The following is a 17,562-nucleotide window of genomic DNA, read 5'->3' as shown; positions in this document are numbered from 1 at the left end:
AAATCAGGCGCCAGGCGACCTATGGACCAGCTGATTTGTTGGGGCTTTCCGATACCCTGTTGACACCGGATGAGATTCGGCAGGCACTTGATGAGGGTGGGGCCTCCTATCAAGCAATCATCGCTCCGCTTGAACAAAAAATCGCAGAGAGGCAAAAACAAATGGATCACCTTAAGAGGGAGATGATTTTGATAGAGGAACAGCTTCAAAAAGGGATTGAAAACATGTTACAAAGTGATATAGAATTGTCTCGTCGGTTTAAAGAATGGGGAATGATGATTTATGGTGCCTTTTGATCCGTATATGCCAGATATCCTAAATGTAGAGCAAGAGCTCTACGCTTTAGAAGATAAAAAGAGACAGGGTCACGCTTCAGTAGACCGGAAAATGAACGAACTATACGACCGGAAGAGACAGTTGGAGCGGCTCATGGAGGACCGATTTGTGCGATTTCATGATCTCATCGATCGTCTGGAACTGACGGCTTATTGTGACCCATCGCAACTGCACCACCTATTCGGATCCTATCAGGCAGATATCGAGACAGCCTATCGACGAAAGGAGCGGGACTTGTGGGAGGAGTTGGATCAAATAGACCAGTCCTATCGAAAAGAAAATAGGCAACTGGAGGATAGGCTAGATAAGCTGCAAAAAGCAAGGGGAAGGTGGTTAACGAGTGATCAACAAAAACCTAATCCATGAATACATGATGCTGCACATCTATGACCCTTTAGAGATGAGGAGGCAGCAGGAGGCATTGCAAAAAGAGCTGGATCGTCAATTTATACGAACTGTTTTAGCACCAGCCAAGCGCGAAAGAATGCGAGAAATAGAAGAAAAATATTTTGACCAACTGCAACAAGTGACTGAAAAATACCAGGCCCTCTACGCTATCCTAACAGAACAGCTGGATACGAGTATAAAAGGACAATTTTCCAATCAAGTGGGGAAGGCCTTAGCACATCAGATGGAAAAAATGGAAAACCTGGCTAAACGCTAGAGTCTCTATCCCGTAGGAGAGCACAAAAAAGAAGCATTCTTGCTTCCTTTTTTGTTTTAGACTGTTCCTATCTGAACGATTTATGAAAGAGGGAGATTAACGTCCTCCGCCAGGTCCACCTCCAAATCCACCTTGTGGGCCTCCGCCCCCCATCATGGACTCAGTGATTTCGGTTACCGTTTCTCCGTTGACGGTTAAGCTTCCTCCGTTGTAGTAAGAAGAGCCGGAGAAGTCAAAGGCAGATTGGGCAGTGATATTTAAGGTACCACCATTGATGGTCAAATCACCATTAGAGTCGATGGCATCGGTATCTCCAGAGGCCATGTTGATGGTGATATTTCCACCATTGATAGTGATAAAGACCCCGTCTTGTGCCGCCATACTATCGCTAGAAAGAGATCCGTCCGCAGCATTGATCCCATCATCAGATGCTTCGATGGAAATCGTTCCATCATTGATGGTGATGGTTTTTCCTTCGATTCCTTCTACAGACTGTGTGATCTTGTAGGTTCCGCTATCGAGAATCAAGTCTTTAGAAGCATGGATCGCATCATCTCCAGCTGAGATGGTCATGGTATTGTTCGCAAGATACATGTTTCCAACCGTCAAGTCATCATCATTGTCGACTTTGACAGCATCCTCTGTTGCATCGATAGTCATGGTAGTATTGGCGATATTGAGTTCGTCGTTGACATTTAAACCGTCACCGACAGAAGTGATCTTGAAGGTTCCACCCGTGATGTGCAGGGTATCGTTGGCTTTGATTCCTTTGTCCTTCTTGGCATCAATCGTCAGGGTCCCCTTCCCGTTGATGGTCAAATCCCCTTTAGAGAAGATCACAGCATCGGCATCTTCATCTGTACTAGAGCTAGAGTCTGATAGGGTAGAAGTTGTGCCATCTTTGAGCGTGATGTATACATGACCGGCCTTGGTCGCTGAGATAGGAGCTTCCGTATTGGTCATGGTTACCCCATCCAAGATAATATGAACATCATCTGAGTCGCCAGCTTCAATCTTTAGCTGTACACCATCAGAAGTTCCCGAGATGACATATGTTCCTGCTTTTGAAATGGTCACAGTAGAGCCTGAGACCGCTACACCATCTCCCGAGACAGTCGCACTCGAACCAGACAATTTTACAGTAGAAGCGGTACTTTCATCATAAGAAGTGTCATAGTCTTTTTCTGTAAAATATGAAGCATTAGTTGTGGTAGTAGTTGTAGTGCTTGAACTCCCAGTGCTTGTGGCAGTGGTTGCTTGGTTTTTCGAGCAACCAGCCATAAGGGCTAGTGCAACAGCACCTGTTAATAAAAATTTCCATTTGTTAGATTTCATAGAGTCTTCCTCGCTTTTTTAAGATAGCTCTAGTTTAATGGAAGGACCTAAAAGTTTTCTGAAAGTAGTCTGAAAGAATTCTTAATTTCAGGTTTGGTTAAGGTTTCCTTAAAGAAAGATTAAGAAAACCTCTATACACTAGATGGCAATGAAAGCAAGAATCTTCTACTTCAACTTCATTCTTTTATAGAAATTAGTCAGGGAAGACAAAAGCTTTTTTTCAACCAAATGTTTTGTATAGAAAAGAGGATAAAGGATGACAAAGCCAGTTGAGACCAAGTTCAAACGTGTGGAAACTAAATATGTTGTTGAAAAGGAGAATCTTTCAGCGCTTTTAGCGGATTTGAAAGAATACCTAGTAGAGGATGACTATCCAACTTCCACGATTTCAAATATTTACTTTGATACAGAAGAATTTGATGTGATCCAAGATGCCCTAGCAAAGAAGAATCGCCGTGAAAAAATTCGGATGCGGACCTATTTAGAATCTCCAAAGTCAGATAGCCAAGTCTTCTTGGAAGTAAAGGAAAAAGATGAGCAAGGAGTCGGTCACAAGTATCGAACGCTGGCAACGGCTCAGACCATTACCCAGCTCTTAACAGCAGGGATCGCTCATCCAGAACTAGAGGATGCAGAGCTTGTGGGGGAAATTACTAGATTGCGCAAGCGGTATGGCAATGCCCTAAAACCACGAATGTATATCTACTATGATCGCTATTCCTTGAAGGAAAAAAAGTCTATTAAGGGCTATCCCTACTCCAAGATTCGCGTGACGATCGATCAAAATCTGATCTATCAAGATGAAGATGTTAGCTTATTTCGAGGGAAAGAGGGCTATCCTCTTCTAGATCAAGACAGTGTCATCATGGAAATCAAGGCTCCAGGGGAAAAGCCACAGTGGCTTCAGGAGATTCTTGACAAACATGACCTCGTCGAGCAAAAATTCTCTAAATACAGCTGTGCCTATCACAAATCCCAAGGGCTGGATTACCAGCCTCGCAATAAAGAAATGAGAGGAAGCCTTCATGTCTAATTTGTTTCGATCAATCTTTCAGACAACGACAACAACCGTTGATCCATTGCAATTGCTCTATGTCCTTTTGGTGAGTCTCTTTTTAGGACTTGCCTTGTCTTGGACCTATCGTTACCGAACCTTATACACACGGGAATTTGTCATTAGTCTAACCTTATTACCGAGTTTGATGAGTTTGGTGATTTTCCTTGTGAATGGCTCACTCGGAACGTCCATCGCCGTCGCAGGAACCTTTAGCCTGATTCGTTTTCGTTCGGCCACCAGTGGCTCTCGAGAATTGATAGCCATCTTTTTAGCTATGATCATTGGCCTCGCAGCTGGGTCTGGGTATTTGGTACTAGCGGTTGTAGCGACCTTGTTTATACTAGGAGTCTGGTTGCTTTTGGAAAATCAGCAGAGCCGAACAGTTCATCAGCGGAGACGTCACCTTACCTTAACAACTTCCAAGCAGGATGGTTTGGAACAAACGCTGCAGCATCTCCTGCCCCAGTCTTGCTCAGAAGTCGAGCTCATCTCCGTGAGCACCAGTCAGTCTGGTCAGTCCCTGACCATTCATTATGAAGTGGATCTAAAACCAACAGTCGATGACTTCCAACTCACCCAAAAATTACTAGGGACGATCTCCGATTGTGATGTCGCCTTAACCAAAAAAGCGAAGAAGAAGAAAAACCTTTAAAGAACAAAGAGCCCACGACACCATTTCCCTACAGAAATGGTGTTTTTTGGTGGGTGGAAATAAAAGATATGTTCAACATATATATTTTAGATGTAATTTTATCTTAAATAAACAGATACAATACAAACAAAGATTTATTTATAATAAAAATAAAAAGACTTCCACAATGTTCTGGAACAAAAGTGATTTTATTTCTAGTTATGTAAGCGCTATACTAAATGTGTGGAGTGATGAAGGAGTGATTAGCTATGAATCAACGTCAATTCAATATACTCTATCAATTAACCAAGGAAGCTGAACCGATTACAGGTTCCGAATTTAGTCAACAATTTCAGGTTTCTACGAAAACAATTTATAAAGATATCGAACAAATCAATTTGTACCTAAAGGATTGTCCTGCTTATGTTCAAAAAAAATCAAGCGTTGGCATTTTATTATGTTATCAAGGATTCTCAAGAGAAAAGTTATTGGCGGAGTTAAAAAAGTCTCCTTATTTTAGTGAAATTAATGGAGTAGCTGACTTACGTGCTCTTCATTTGCTGGTTGATTTACTATTACATACTCAGGTTGATATTCTGGATTGGTCAATGGAACATTATATCAGCGAAGCGACTGTTCGAAGAGATTTAGAAGAGATTGATAGACTGTTTCTGCCCCATTCAGTAACTGTTCAAAGGTTAAATGGGGGGATAAGGATTGAGGGAGACGAAGAAACGATTCGGAATATCTCACGGAATTATTTTTTAGACTGTCAGTTTCTATCGAATGAGACCGTTCAAAACTTGTTGATTACTAACGGTGAACTAGAGGAGACCTTACATCATATCAGACAATGTCTGACAAAATTTCATTTCACCATTCAAGATGGATATAGGGACTATTTATTGCTGGATATGCTGTTGGTTAAGACAAGGAGTCGGATTAACAAACATATTAAAAAAGTAAAAAAATTTAATTTATCAAATAAAAGAATGATGGAAGTCTATCTCCTGGCAAGGGAATTGCTAGGAGGGCTAGTAGAAGAAGTGTTTGAGGGAGAAATTGTCGTATTAGCTGAAGCTCTGATTACTTTTGGAAATTATGAACAATTGTACTTTCAAAGCAACTCTCCAATTAAGCGTATTACTCGTCAATTGATACAAGGTGTAGGGGATATGCTAGGTTTAGATTTATTGCAAGATCAGTATTTAGAACAAATGCTCTTAAATCATATCCCAGCAATGATTATGCGATTGAAAAATAGGATGAAAATTAAAAGTGTCGTAACTGAAGAAGTAAAGCGAGAGTACAGTGTCCTATACCATGTCATTTGGCTTTCCTCTCATGTCCTTAAAGACCAATTCCTTGTAGAACTAACGGATACAGAAGTAGCTTTTCTGACAATCCATTTTGAAATTGCATTAGAAAAGCTTGGTCGGCCTATGAAAATCTATGTTGTCTGTCCACATAACTTAGCGACTTCAGAGCTGTTAATGAGTCAAGTGAAAAGACTTACTGGTTATTATCAGCATATTTTTAAGGTTGAATGTGATGAACTATATAGATTGAATTTTAACTCCTATGATTTATTGATTAGCGCAGTTCAGCTAGATAATGTTTCATTTCCTTATATGCATGTCGGTAGTATGATGTCAAAAAGTGATAAGCAGCTTATTCAAAATCATTTTTTAAGGTATTCTGAAGAAAATGTTTGGTTAGAAGATATATTACCGTCAGAAGAAGAAAAGCAACAAATTATGCTGAAGAAATTGCTAGGTCATTCGATTTTTTTAAATGAAAAACAGGGCAATTCCTATGCTTGTATTGATAGATTAATTGAAGCTACTAGTAACGTCAACAGTCAAAACCCTCAGTTTAAAGAGTCTATTTTTAGGAGAGAAAAGATGGGAGTGACGAGTACATATACTGGGATCGCCCTTCCCCATGCAGATCCTAAAGAGGTCGAGGTGTCAGAACTTGTTATCCTTACTTTAGATAGACCGATATTCTGGGGACAGAATTTAGTTAAGGTAGTCATCTTGATTGCTATTTCTGAACAAGATATAGATATGTATAAAAATGCACTTTTGTCTATTTACAAAAAAGTAGATAGTTCGAGTTATATCGATTCACTCTGGAAATCTAAACATTTGGAAGAATTTTATCATCGCTTATTTTCGGAAGTCGTTTTTGACTCTATTTAATATTAGTACATCAAAGTTTAAAAAATAGAAAGGAGAGATGCATAGTGACTATCGTTTCTCAACTTGTTAATAGAGAACTAATTTACTTAAAGGAGGAAGGAGGCAGTAAAGAGCAACTTTTGACAAACATTGGTCAAAAACTATTTGAAAAGGGATATGTTAGAGAAGATTTCTCACAAGCTTTGTTAGAAAGAGAGGCAGAATTTCCGACAGGACTTCAGCTAGAGAAGATTGCAATTGCGATACCTCATACTTACTGTCAATATGTAAAGAGACCATTTATTTCTATCGTTAAATTACTGGATCCGGTTGAGTTTATCCAAATGGGAACAATGGACGAAAAAGTTGATGTTACCTTTATTATTGTTCTTGGCATTACAGAACCAAAAAATCAAACGGGTTTATTGGTCGAATTGATGAATGCATTTGGGCAAAAAAAATTCTTAAATCAGTTAGTCCGAGAAACTGATGTGGAACGAATGTATCAGTTATTCAATATGTTTAAAATGGAGGAAGAAGAATGAAAAAATTAATTGTAGCCTGTGGTTCAGGTGTCGCCACTTCACAAACTGTCGCTTCAAAAGTTGAGCGTTTATTAAAGGAAGCACAAGTTCCTTGTGAAATAGAAGCTGTTGATATGAAATCATTGGATCATCATGTTAAACAGGCAGATGGTTATATTTCTATTGTAAAGGCGAAAAAAGATTATGGGATTCCCGTTTTTAATGGGGTAGCCTTTCTGACAGGAATGGGTCAAAAACAGGAATTACAAAAGATTATTGATTTCTTGAAGAGTTAGAAGGAGGATATGATGGAATTATTACAAACTATTGTCCAATTTATTTTGGATTTAGGAGCTGCAGTATTTGTACCATTTTTAATGCTTATCGTAGGTCTTGCAATGAAAATGAAGTTTCGTGATGCTTTTACAGCTTCTTTGACATTGGGAATTGCCTTTACAGGTATGGGAATTCTGGTGAATTATATTATGAGTAGTATGGGAGCGGCTGCTAATGACTTGACAGTTCATACTGGTCTCAGTCTACCTGCAGTAGATATAGGTTGGCCCGGAGCAGCATCTATTAGTTGGGCTTGGCCGTATGCCTTTCTAGTATTCCCTTTGCAGCTTATCATAAACTTTGTGATGCTTGTGTCCAAACAAACGAAAACGCTGAACGTAGACTTGTGGAATGTTTGGAATAAGATTTTTACAGCCGTTATCGTAACTTATTTTACAAATAATATTATCTTTGGGTTCATTGCAGCTGGCATCATTATTGTCTTGGAACTAAAATTAGGAGATGCATTTGCGCCAGAAATAGAGCGTTTAACTGGTGTTCCAGGGATCACTGTTCCTCATTTTATCACCCTTATCGCTGTTATTTTACATCCAATTGATGAATTATTGAAAAAAATACCTTTTTTGAATAAGCAATTTGATGCGGATACCTTAAAAGAAAAAATCGGAATATTTGGTGAAAATTCTGTAATGGGAGCACTGATTGGGTTAGCATTAGGGGCTGCATCTGGAAATGGAATTAAATACGCCTTAACCCTAGCGGTTCAAGCGGCTACTGCCTTGACCTTATTTCCTATGGTTTCAAAGCTCTTTTCTCAGGCACTTTCTCCGATTTCTGAAGCTGTTTCAGACTTTATGAGAGATAAATTTGAAGATCGTGAAGTTTATATTGGTTTAGATTGGCCTGTCTTGGGAGGACGGAATGAACTGTGGGTAGCTGTTATTTTTACGATCCCCTTCCTTTTAATTGGTGCAATTCTACTTCCAGGAAATATAGTCTTACCGTTTGCTGGAATTATTAATTTATCATTTGTAGTGGGCGCTTTGTTACTGACAAATGGAAATGTACTTCGGATGATCATTCATGGTCTGATCTCAACGCCTCTCTTTCTTTACGGAGCCACTTACTTTACTCCTTATATGACGCGATTAGCTGAAGAAACTGGAACGCTAACTCAAAAAGGCCAAATTTCTTGGGCAACCTTTGAAGGTCCGGATATTCGATATATTTTAGCAAATGGCTTTAATGGACAATGGTTGGCGATTCTTCTAGGTGTTATTTGGTTAGGTTTGTATGCGTGGTTATTAGCAGATCGAAAAAAATATAATCGGACATTAGAATGAGGATTCAAATGAAAAAAGGTTTACTATTGTTCCTTTCGGCTCTATTTATCATTTCGATTATTTATCGCATTTTATGGTTAAATATCCTCATACTTCCTATTGGGATTTATCTTGAAAAACAAAAGTTATTTAGAGACTGGGATAAAAAGCGAGCTATAAAATTGCAAGAAATAAAAGAGAGGAGAAAACATGACATATCCAACATATATTGAAGAACTTTGTGAGGTGACCTACGATATGTGGCAAAAGGGGTGGGATGAGTATAATGGAGGAAATGTTAGCTACCGCTTAACAGAAGAAGAAATAAAACATCTCGTCCGAGATCTCAAAGATACACCTTTTACTGTATACGAGGAAGCCCTTCCTGAAGTTAAAGTGATGGAAATACCTAAAATTATACGCGGGCAATACATCCTCATAACTGCTACTTTTAGTCATTTTAGAGTGCTACATCATCAGCCAGAAGTTGATTCAGGAATTATTCGCTTAACAGAAAATGGCTATCAAGTTGTAGCTGGTTTTGTAACAGGTAAGAAACCGACTAGTGAAATTTTCATGCACATATTAGCACAGGCTAGTCGAATGGAACAAAATCAAGATCAACGTGTTGTGATTCACAATCATGCCACTAATATCGTGATTTATTCCCTCTTACAAAATATCACGAGTCGTTCGTTGACTATGGATCTATGGTCAGTCTTGACGGAGTCAATTGTTGTTTTTCCGGATGGTCTTGCAGTTCTTCCGTGGGAGGTTCCAGGAACGAAAGAAATTGGTTTGGAAACGGCTCGAGAATTGAAAGGTCATCGAATGGTTGTATGGGGAAAACATGGCGTATTGGCCACAGGAACAAGCTATCAAGATTGTTTTGGGCTGATTGAAACAGCAGACAAAGCGGCTCACATCGCATTAGAACTGAAGCGGATTAGTGGAAAAGATATTTATGAAAATAATGTGCTGAGCCAGGATAATCTTCGTCTTGTTTGCGAGAAATTGGGAGTATCAGGAGCTTACTTATAGTGTGAGGGAATCCTTGTGATTTCTAGGTTTTAGAGTGCAGACAAACCATTTTTGAGGTTTGTCTTTTCTTGTTCCTTATCCTAAAAAACGAAAAAGAAGAAAAATCTTTAAAGAACAAAGAGCCCGCAACATCATTTCCCTACAGAAATGGTGTTTTTTGGTGGGAGGGAAAAGGTTTTTTAAAGAAGGCTCTCATGACGAAAATCTGGTAGAAAGCAACTTCTTCACCTCCTAAAATATCTAGACGGGAGTTTGTGAAAGTGGTATAATGAAGACATCGTTAAAAAAATCACGAACTTTCTCTTGGAGGATGATTTCAGGAAAAGAAGTGAGAGGAAAGGGGTATTTCAGACAAGGGGATAAAAGGTCACATTCTTTTTTACATTGAAAAATGGGTTGTATGTTAGTGTGTCACTCTACAAGCCATTTTGGCAAATACTAGTGGAATACTCCACGTTAAAAACATCATAAAAAGAGGTATTATCATGTCAGAACGTTTAAATGGTCATACATTGCTAGTTAGCTTAATTGCATATCCTATTCGCCATAGTCTTTCACCAACCATGTGGAATGAATCATTCGCAAAAAATAAGATGGACTATGCCTATTTAGCATTTGAAGTTGGGAATGAAGAATTAGCAGATGCTGTGCAAGGAATTCGTGCCCTCAAAATTCAAGGTTCAAATGTTTCCATGCCAAATAAACAAGCTATCCTCCCCTTGCTAGATGAGTTATCTCCAGCAGCAAAATTGGTGGGTGCAGTCAACACGGTTGTCAATGTGAATGAAACCGGACATTTGGTAGGTCATATCACAGATGGTGTAGGAGCGATGAAAGCGCTCGCATCAGAAGGGGTAGAAATTAAAGACCAAATCGTCACGATTACAGGTTGTGGAGGTGCAGGAACAGCGATTGCGATTCAAGCGGCCTTAGACGGTGCAAAGGAGCTTCGCATCTTTAACCGTGATGATAAGACTTACGCGAATGGACAAGAAACAGTCCGTAAAATCCTAGAAAATACAGATACGATTGCGACGCTGAACCATTTGGAGGACCAGGAAGCGTTCAAAAAATCCTTGGCAGAGTCTTCTATTTATATCGATGCGACGAGTGCAGGGATGAAACCACAAGAGGATGTTTCCTTGATCAATGATCCTGAGTTGATTCGTCCTGACTTAGCGATTATGGACGTGGTGTATGCGCCAGCAGAAACGAAATTATTGAAATTTGCGAGAGAAAATGGAGCTAAAATTGCCTTTAATGGATTGAAAATGATGTTGTATCAAGGAGCAGAAGCCTTTCAATTGATTACAGGTGAAGAAATGCCGATTGATTATGTTGAGTCCGTCTTATTTAAATAAGAAAACGAGGGGAGATTTGAATTTATGACAAAGAAAAATTACCACTTAACAGCCTTGTCTCTATACATTAACTATATCGTCCATGGGATTGGGGTTGTGATTATTTCTCAAAACAAGGCTGCTTTAGGTGTCCAGTGGAATACGGATGCTCAAGGGGTGATGACAGTTGTTTCGATGTTGGGGATTGGTCGCTTGATTGCCATTGTCTTTTCAGGCTACTTATCGGATAAGTTTGGTCGAAAACCGTTTGTTCTACTTGGAATGGTGAGTTACATCTTGTATTTTGTCGGCTTGCTCTATGCGCCAAATACGACAGTTGCCGCAATCTTAACAGTGATCGCAGGGATTGCAAATTCCTTCTTAGATTCCGGAACCTATCCTGCCTTGATGGAAGCTTATCCGAAAAATGCCGGAACTGCTACTGTTTTGATTAAGGCGGCAGTTCAAATTGGACAGTGGATTCTGCCTTTTATCATCCTCTTAGCGACTGCTGTAGGCCAGTATCAATTAAGCTTTTATATCGCAGCATTAGCTCTTTTGTTAAATGCTTTATTGGTTTGGCGGACCCCTTTCCCAGACCAAGATGCGAAAGAAGCAGAAGCGGCTGGTGAGAAAAAAGAAGAATCTGTTTCTGTATTCAAATCTCAACCCAAAATGTGGTTAGAAGGGGTCGCTTTTGTTCTCTATGGTTTTATCTCACAAGCGACTTTCTATACGATTTCCCAGTTCATCTCCGCTTATGGCCAATCGGTTGCAGGGATGGACGAGGGGGCTGCTTCCTTGCTCTTATCGACCTATTCCACAGGAACTTTGGTGTGTGTAGCCTTTACAGCACTTGTAGGGATAAAAATTCGTCCAGTTAATTTAGTTCTTCCTTATACCTTTATGTCTATGATTTCCATCGCTGTCATGTACTTGTTCCCTAGTCCAACAGTGATGCAGATTGGTGCCGCTCTGGTTGGTTTCTTTGCAGCAGGTGGTGTGATGCAATTAGGATTGACAGTGATGGGAGAAATGTTCCCAGCCGGTAAAGGAACGATCACCTCAATTTTCTACACATTTGGTTCGATTGCTTCGTTTGCGATTCCTTTCTTTGGTGGACGGATGAGCCTCCAAAATGTGATGTTGATGGATACCGTGTTTGCAGTCATCGGGTTTGTGATTGCCGTGATCGTCTTTATTCGCTATTACCAAACAATCGATACAACAAAAAAATAGGAGACTGGAATGAAAACTGTTCAAGTTGAAAATGTCGTATTTGGTCAAGGACGACCAAAAATTCTCGTTCCTCTGGTAGGACAAACAGAAGCTGAAATTTTGGCTGCGGCGAAACAGGCGCGTGACTTAGATTGTGATGTCATTGAATGGCGGATTGATTTCTATGAAGCTGTCGAAACTCCTCAAGCAGTCGCTGCCTTTTCCCATCGTGTGAAAGAAGCGGCACAAAAACCTCTCTTGGTAACCTTCCGGACAGCCAAGGAAGGTGGGGTATTGGAAATTTCTGATGCGCTTTACTTTGATATCTACAAAGCAGTGGTAACAAGTGGAAAAGCTGATTTGATCGACTTGGAACTGTTCATGCCTGAAAGAGATGTTCAAGAAATGATTGACCTGGCTCATGAGCATGGTGTGAAGGTCATTATGTGCAATCATGACTTTGATGCGACACCAGAAAAGGATGAAATCGTCCGTCGTCTGGCTCTTATGGAGGAAAGACGAGCAGATATCTGTAAGATTGCAGTGATGCCTCAGTCAAACCTGGATGTCTTAACCCTTTTGCAAGCAACAGCAGAACGAAAAGCTGTCTCAGAACGTCCCTTAATTACCATGTCGATGGGAGCACTAGGGATGGTCAGCCGTGTAGCTGGAGAAGCCTTTGGTTCCTCCGCTACCTTTGGAGCTGCTGCCAAAGCTTCTGCACCTGGTCAAGTACCTGTTTCAGAGTTGCGGACGATTTTAGATACTTTCAAATTGGATAGCAGTCAGTAAGGAGTGACCATGTCAAAACAATTATTTGAAGCATTTTCCCTAAAAAATGGAGCTTCGCTCAAAAACAGGATCGTCATGTCCCCCATGACCACTCAATCTGCTTACTTTGATGGGAAAATCCCTCAAGAATTGGTAGAGTATTATGCTCATCGTTCGGGTGAAGCAGGTGCGATTATTGTGGAGTCTGCTTTTGTCGAAAACTTTGGTCGTGGCTTCTATGGAGCTGTTGGGATTGACACGGATGACAAGATCCCTGGCCTAGCTCGCCTGGCATCTGCAATTAAAGAAAAAGGCTCAAAAGCTATCATTCAGATTTACCATGCTGGTCGGATGGGCTTCCCAAATATGAACGAAGGGAAAAATCCGATTTCGGCTTCGCCTGTAGCAGCCCTTCGACCAAACGCTCCTGTCCCAACGGAGATGACCCACCAAGAAATCTTAGCCATGATTGATCACTTTGCTGAAGGGGTCCGTCGGGCTATCCAGGCTGGTTTTGACGGAGTGGAGTTGCACGGAGCCAATACTTATCTCTTGCAACAGTTCTTCTCCCCTCACTCAAACCGTCGGGAAGATGCTTGGGGAGGTAGCATTGAAAAACGGGCAAAATTTCCTCTAGAAGTCGTCAAAGCAGCCAAACGCGTGATTGCAGAAGAAGGGGCAGAAAACTTTATCTTGGGCTACCGCTTCTCACCTGAAGAATTGGAAGAACCAGGTATTCGCTTTGAAGATACCATGTACCTTTTACAGGAACTGGCTGAGTATGATTTGGATTACTTCCATTTCTCTATGGGGGTGTATACACGAAGTTCCATCGTCGATAATACCGATCCAGAAATGCTCGTGACCAAATTTAACGCACAAAAAACGGGTAAATTGGCTGAAACTCCTATTATCGGTGTCGGTGCCATCCTGCAAAAAGAAGATGCAGAAGGAGCCTTAAAAGCCGGTTATGACTTGATTGCTGTAGCCAAAGGGTATCTAGTAGATGCTGATTGGGCTGGCAGTATCAAAGCTGGTAAGGAAGTTCAACCATTCGCTGATGTACATGACCGTGAGGCTCTCTTTATTCCAGAGCCACTGTGGGACTTCATGGACGATACCTTCTTCCTTGTCAAGGATGTCGAAGCGGAGAAAGCGAAAGCGGCACGCTTAAAAGAATTGATGAGCAAGGACTTAGAATTCACACCAGGTCAATACCATGTGACCGCTTATGGTCACAATAGCGAATTGCCAATGGTGGTCACCTTCGATGAGCACAAGATTACAGCGATTGAGATTGACAATTCAGGAGAATCAGCTGGTTTGTCTGACTTGGTATTTGAGCGCATGCCAAAACAAATCATCGAATTCCAAACACTGAATGTGGATGCCGTATCGGGTGCGTCCTCAACCAGCCAAGGGGTCATTGATGGCGTATCCGATGCAGCACGTCAGGCTAGCGGTCAAGATGCTGTGGATGTCTTGAAGGCACGTAAAAAACCAATCATCGAACGCTCAACAGAAGTCTTCGAAGAAGAAGTGGATGTCGTCGTTGTCGGTGGTGGTGCTGCGGGTATTGCGGCCTCCCTTCGTGCAGATGAATTGGGCTTAAAGACCGTCTTGATTGAAAAACTCAGCTTTATTGGAGGTGCAATCTCGGTATCGGGTGGAAACCAGGTGGTGCTCGGTTCACGTCTTCAACACGAAGCTGGAGTTACAGACGATGAGCCACAAATCATGGTCGAAGACTTCCTAAAAAATGGGAATCACAAAAATGTGGTCGAGTTGGTCGAACTCCTGGCTACAAACGTGGGTCAAACCACTGATTGGGTTCACGATTATGTAGGAGTCAACTATGACATGGCAGGTGGCCTGCACATCCTAGCAGAATACCGTAAAAATCGTGAGCTAGCCTATGCCCATGGAGGGCACGGCTTTGCGGATGCTGTCCGTGCCAAAATGGCAGATTCTGGTGTTCAATTGCTTCTGCAAACCAAGGCTGAAAAACTCTTGACAGACGGTCAAGGCAATGTAACAGGCCTAGTAGCAGTGGAAGAAAACGGAATAACTCACCGCTTCACAGCGAAGGCGGTTATCCTCACGACAGGTGGTTATGGGAACAACAAGGCCATGCTGTCAGAGGATCTTAAAGATGTCCTCTTCTACGGCACTCGCTCATCAATGGGTGAGGGCGTCCAAATGGCTCAAGCTCCAGACGTGGATGCGGCTACCCTTATGATGGATTACGGTAAAATCTATCCGAATGGAGTAGAAGTTTCACCAGGTACAGCCAAATCAACGATTGATGGGAACTTACGTGTCCTCAAGGAAAATGGTATTCTGGTCAATTCACTTGGGCATCGTGTCATCAATGAACGGGCAAGCAACCACGACATCTTAGAAGTCTTGATGGAACAAGAGCCAAAAGTACTGTACTTGCTTTTGGACCAAAAACATTTTGACAGCTTCCGTGAAGGCTTGGCTGAAGCTGGTATTTCACCAAAAGAAGTCAACGAGTGGTTGGAAGCAAATGGTAGCAAGACACCTTTCCTCTTCCATTCTGAAACGTTAGAAGATCTGGCTGACTTAGCAGGTATGGATAGGCATGCTCTTGCAGATACCGTAGCGCGCTTCAACAAGGCTGTTGAAACGGGTGTCGATGAAGAGTTTGGGCGTCCAAGTATGTTCTTGCAAGTCCCAGTAGGAGAAGGCCCTTACTACATGATTGAGCAAAAACCACGTTTTGCAACGACCATGGGTGGCTTGGTTGTGGACACGCAATTGCAAGTCCACAATACCAAAGGTCACGTTATCAAAGGTCTTTATGCTGCTGGTGAGGTTGTCGGTGGTGTCATGGGAACCGACTCACCATCTGGTGCCAACAACGCTTGGGCCCTGACTTCAGGTAAACTGGCTGCCGAACAAGTGAAATAAAATCGTAATCTCAATAAAGAAAACAGATAAATGAAAGAATCGGACCTAAATGTCTTCCATAGAGACAGGGTTCGATTTTTTTGTGAAGGGGGATTCCGTCCTATCCGTCCTCTTTAGAATGTGATTTGAGTCTAAAACAAGATATTCTTTCCAAAACTATCTCTCCATTACGAATAATAAAAGGGAAGGGATAAAAAGCATCCGTAAAAGAAGAAAGGCCCTTCCGTTTTCTTGGAATGAAAAATGTAAGACGAAAAATGGGATGCTCAACAAGCATTTGGATGAGGAGAGAAAGATGAAGTTAACGCGATTTAGGAGTGTCCGGTGGGCTGCAGTGGTAGCCGTGCTCTGTAGTTTTTTGGAAGTGGCGATGTCTTATTCGCTATCACTCTTGGTAGTCAGTGATATACGGCAACTGTTCTTTCATATTGGTTTGGTAGTCGGAGTCTACCTGGCATTTTCAGTGATGCTGTATCTAAAAATGAAAACCAAAGCCAATGCAGTCTTCTTTTTAGAGCAAGGGATCAAGCAGAGTTTGGACCACTACCATGCCTTACTTTCTTATGAAGACTTTCATCAAAAAGATCATGGAGAGCGCTTATCCACTTATGTTCATGATGTGAACAAAGTGCTTGATTTGACCTTGGAAAAATGGTTATCCATGGTAGAAAAAGCTGCGACAACCCTATTTGTCTTCCTCGGATTGGCCTTGATCCACTATAGTATGGCTATCCTAGCCCTTGTTTCGTTTGGAGTGATGACCATCGTTCCTCAACTGTTCCAAAAGAAATTATCTGGTCTGATCCTTCAGACACAAGAGGCAAAAGAAGGATATTTGGCTAAGATGCGAGAACTATTGCAAGGATACGATACTTTTTTAGAGAATGTTGCTTTTTCTGTCTTCTTTCAGAAGTCTCGAGAAGCGTCTTATCGTTATTCAAAAGTCGTCTTAAAGACAGAAACATTTACGGCTATGATGAGTGCTGTTTTGACCTTTGTAAATGCCCTTGTCACCGTATTCGCCCTTGGCTTTTTGTCCTATTTAGTCTTAATTGGACGTGTAGAAATGGGAGCTTTCTTATCGGTTAGTGCTCTGCTTCCATCCTTTGGAGCAGCTGTCATGGTCTTTATCTCCGAACGAGAATTTTATCGTTCAGGACAGGACCTATATGCGAGTCAATTTGCGGATGTGAATCTGTTTAGCGAGAGTTCAAATGAATGGACATCAGCTTTGTGGTCTAAGCAGGCAGGCTTGATAGAATCTGCTCAAATGAAAGATAGCCCCACTCAGGTGATTGAGGATTTGGCACTACACAATATCCATGTTTCCTACGGGGAAAAGGCCATAAATTTGCCGTCCAATCTCATCTTTGAAAAGGGGAAGAAGTACGCCCTGACAGGGGAGAGTGGTTGTGGGAAGACAAGTTTGTTACGGATTTTAACAGGGCAAATTCTTCCTCAAAGTGGAGATTACCTTGTAAATCAGCAAGTTAACCAAGGACCAGTCTTTCACAGTCTTTCTTATGTCAATCAACAGACCTTTTTGTTTAATGATAGTATTCGACGCAATGTAGACCTAAAAGGGGAGCATACGGATGAAGATATCAAGCGGATCTTGTCTCTGCTGAAGCTTGATGCGTTTGAACCAGACACTCTGATTGAGGACAATGGAAGCAATCTTTCAGGAGGACAACGGCAACGGATCGCTATCGCGCGGGCTATGCTGCGCGGGAAGTCTGTGATGATTTTAGATGAAGCGACGGCTAGTTTGGATCAGGAAACTGCTCAACAGGTGGAAAAATCCATCCTTTCACAGGTCCCTACAGTGATTATGGTCAGTCATCATCTCTCGGATGCGACCAAGTCCTTCCTCAATCAAGTCATTGAATTAGGAGCCTAAGGATTGATT

At 41.5% G+C, this 17,562-nt stretch carries 16 protein-coding genes; 15 read left to right on the top strand and 1 reads right to left on the bottom strand.

Annotation, left to right across the window (positions count from 1 at the left end; all coding sequences use genetic code 11):
- From STRDD13_RS03430 to STRDD13_RS03420, 3 genes are all read left to right on the top strand, one after another.
- The coding region (locus STRDD13_RS03430) for a hypothetical protein (RefSeq protein WP_197457147.1) at positions 1-296 on the top strand (296 nt) is incomplete at its 5' end.
- A complete protein-coding gene (locus STRDD13_RS03425) occupies positions 283-702 on the top strand; it encodes a hypothetical protein (protein ID WP_067101902.1) in 420 nt (139 codons plus the stop codon). The genes STRDD13_RS03430 and STRDD13_RS03425, both read left to right, overlap by 14 nt.
- A complete protein-coding gene (locus STRDD13_RS03420) occupies positions 677-1,000 on the top strand; it encodes a hypothetical protein (protein ID WP_067101899.1) in 324 nt (107 codons plus the stop codon). The genes STRDD13_RS03425 and STRDD13_RS03420 overlap by 26 nt, the downstream gene beginning before the upstream one ends.
- A 96-nt stretch (positions 1,001-1,096) precedes the next feature.
- Here STRDD13_RS03420 and STRDD13_RS03415 read toward each other — a convergent pair whose 3' ends face one another.
- Positions 1,097-2,335 carry a carbohydrate-binding domain-containing protein gene (locus STRDD13_RS03415; protein ID WP_067101896.1) on the bottom strand — a complete coding sequence of 413 codons (1,239 nt, stop codon included), beginning with the start codon at positions 2,333-2,335 and terminating at the stop codon, positions 1,097-1,099.
- 256 nt (positions 2,336-2,591) lie between these two features.
- Here STRDD13_RS03415 and STRDD13_RS03410 point away from each other — a divergent pair, with 256 nt between their 5' ends.
- From STRDD13_RS03410 to STRDD13_RS03350, 12 genes are all read left to right on the top strand, one after another.
- Positions 2,592-3,368: a polyphosphate polymerase domain-containing protein gene (locus STRDD13_RS03410; protein WP_067101893.1), complete on the top strand. Its 777-nt coding sequence runs from the start codon at positions 2,592-2,594 to the stop codon at positions 3,366-3,368.
- Entirely contained in the window at positions 3,361-4,044 is a 684-nt protein-coding gene (locus tag STRDD13_RS03405) for a DUF4956 domain-containing protein (protein ID WP_067101891.1), read from the top strand. Before STRDD13_RS03410 ends, STRDD13_RS03405 begins: the two co-directional genes overlap by 8 nt.
- Positions 4,045-4,292: 248 nt before the next feature.
- On the top strand, positions 4,293-6,227 hold the full coding sequence (locus STRDD13_RS03400; protein WP_067101888.1) for a BglG family transcription antiterminator: 1,935 nt from the start codon (positions 4,293-4,295) through the stop codon (positions 6,225-6,227).
- A gap of 44 nt (positions 6,228-6,271) precedes the next feature.
- Positions 6,272-6,751: a PTS sugar transporter subunit IIA gene (locus STRDD13_RS03395; RefSeq protein ID WP_067101885.1), complete on the top strand. Its 480-nt coding sequence runs from the start codon at positions 6,272-6,274 to the stop codon at positions 6,749-6,751.
- Positions 6,748-7,026, top strand: coding sequence for a PTS sugar transporter subunit IIB (locus tag STRDD13_RS03390; protein WP_067101883.1), 279 nt, complete (start codon positions 6,748-6,750; stop codon positions 7,024-7,026). The genes STRDD13_RS03395 and STRDD13_RS03390 overlap by 4 nt, the downstream gene beginning before the upstream one ends.
- Before the next feature lie 12 nt (positions 7,027-7,038).
- A complete protein-coding gene (locus STRDD13_RS03385) occupies positions 7,039-8,370 on the top strand; it encodes a PTS galactitol transporter subunit IIC (RefSeq protein WP_067101880.1) in 1,332 nt (443 codons plus the stop codon).
- 189 nt (positions 8,371-8,559) lie between these two features.
- Entirely contained in the window at positions 8,560-9,390 is an 831-nt protein-coding gene (rhaD, locus tag STRDD13_RS03375) for a rhamnulose-1-phosphate aldolase (protein ID WP_067101875.1), read from the top strand.
- Positions 9,391-9,875: 485 nt separating this feature from the next.
- A complete protein-coding gene (locus tag STRDD13_RS03370; protein ID WP_067101872.1) occupies positions 9,876-10,751 on the top strand; it encodes a quinate/shikimate dehydrogenase in 876 nt (291 codons plus the stop codon).
- A 24-nt stretch (positions 10,752-10,775) separates the two neighbouring features.
- Positions 10,776-11,969, top strand: coding sequence for an MFS transporter (locus STRDD13_RS03365; protein WP_067101869.1), 1,194 nt, complete (start codon positions 10,776-10,778; stop codon positions 11,967-11,969).
- A 9-nt stretch (positions 11,970-11,978) separates the two neighbouring features.
- Entirely contained in the window at positions 11,979-12,740 is a 762-nt protein-coding gene (aroD, locus tag STRDD13_RS03360) for a type I 3-dehydroquinate dehydratase (protein WP_067101866.1), read from the top strand.
- 9 nt (positions 12,741-12,749) lie between these two features.
- Complete coding sequence (locus tag STRDD13_RS03355; protein ID WP_067101864.1) at positions 12,750-15,653, top strand: oxidoreductase; 2,904 nt, start codon at positions 12,750-12,752, stop codon at positions 15,651-15,653.
- Between the two features lie 295 nt (positions 15,654-15,948).
- The gene (locus STRDD13_RS03350) at positions 15,949-17,553 is read left to right on the top strand and encodes an ATP-binding cassette domain-containing protein (RefSeq protein WP_067101861.1); all 1,605 of its coding nucleotides are present in this window, start codon (positions 15,949-15,951) and stop codon (positions 17,551-17,553) included.
- Positions 17,554-17,562: the final 9 nt, after the last annotated feature.

It is taken from the genome of Streptococcus sp. DD13 (genome assembly GCF_001578875.1).
Taxonomy (GTDB): Bacteria; Bacillota; Bacilli; order Lactobacillales; family Streptococcaceae; genus Streptococcus.
Note: the sequence above shows the minus strand (reverse complement) of the source record. Positions and strands in the feature narration are given on the sequence as shown.

Coding starts and splice junctions, on each gene's coding strand:
- STRDD13_RS03425 (WP_067101902.1), top strand. CDS start 283: ATGGTGCCTTTTGATCCGTATATGCCAGATATCCTAAATGTAGAGCAA.
- STRDD13_RS03415 (WP_067101896.1), bottom strand. CDS start 2,335: ATGAAATCTAACAAATGGAAATTTTTATTAACAGGTGCTGTTGCACTA.
- STRDD13_RS03410 (WP_067101893.1), top strand. CDS start 2,592: ATGACAAAGCCAGTTGAGACCAAGTTCAAACGTGTGGAAACTAAATAT.
- STRDD13_RS03405 (WP_067101891.1), top strand. CDS start 3,361: ATGTCTAATTTGTTTCGATCAATCTTTCAGACAACGACAACAACCGTT.
- STRDD13_RS03400 (WP_067101888.1), top strand. CDS start 4,293: ATGAATCAACGTCAATTCAATATACTCTATCAATTAACCAAGGAAGCT.
- STRDD13_RS03390 (WP_067101883.1), top strand. CDS start 6,748: ATGAAAAAATTAATTGTAGCCTGTGGTTCAGGTGTCGCCACTTCACAA.
- STRDD13_RS03385 (WP_067101880.1), top strand. CDS start 7,039: ATGGAATTATTACAAACTATTGTCCAATTTATTTTGGATTTAGGAGCT.
- rhaD (WP_067101875.1), top strand. CDS start 8,560: ATGACATATCCAACATATATTGAAGAACTTTGTGAGGTGACCTACGAT.
- STRDD13_RS03370 (WP_067101872.1), top strand. CDS start 9,876: ATGTCAGAACGTTTAAATGGTCATACATTGCTAGTTAGCTTAATTGCA.
- STRDD13_RS03365 (WP_067101869.1), top strand. CDS start 10,776: ATGACAAAGAAAAATTACCACTTAACAGCCTTGTCTCTATACATTAAC.
- aroD (WP_067101866.1), top strand. CDS start 11,979: ATGAAAACTGTTCAAGTTGAAAATGTCGTATTTGGTCAAGGACGACCA.
- STRDD13_RS03355 (WP_067101864.1), top strand. CDS start 12,750: ATGTCAAAACAATTATTTGAAGCATTTTCCCTAAAAAATGGAGCTTCG.
- STRDD13_RS03350 (WP_067101861.1), top strand. CDS start 15,949: ATGAAGTTAACGCGATTTAGGAGTGTCCGGTGGGCTGCAGTGGTAGCC.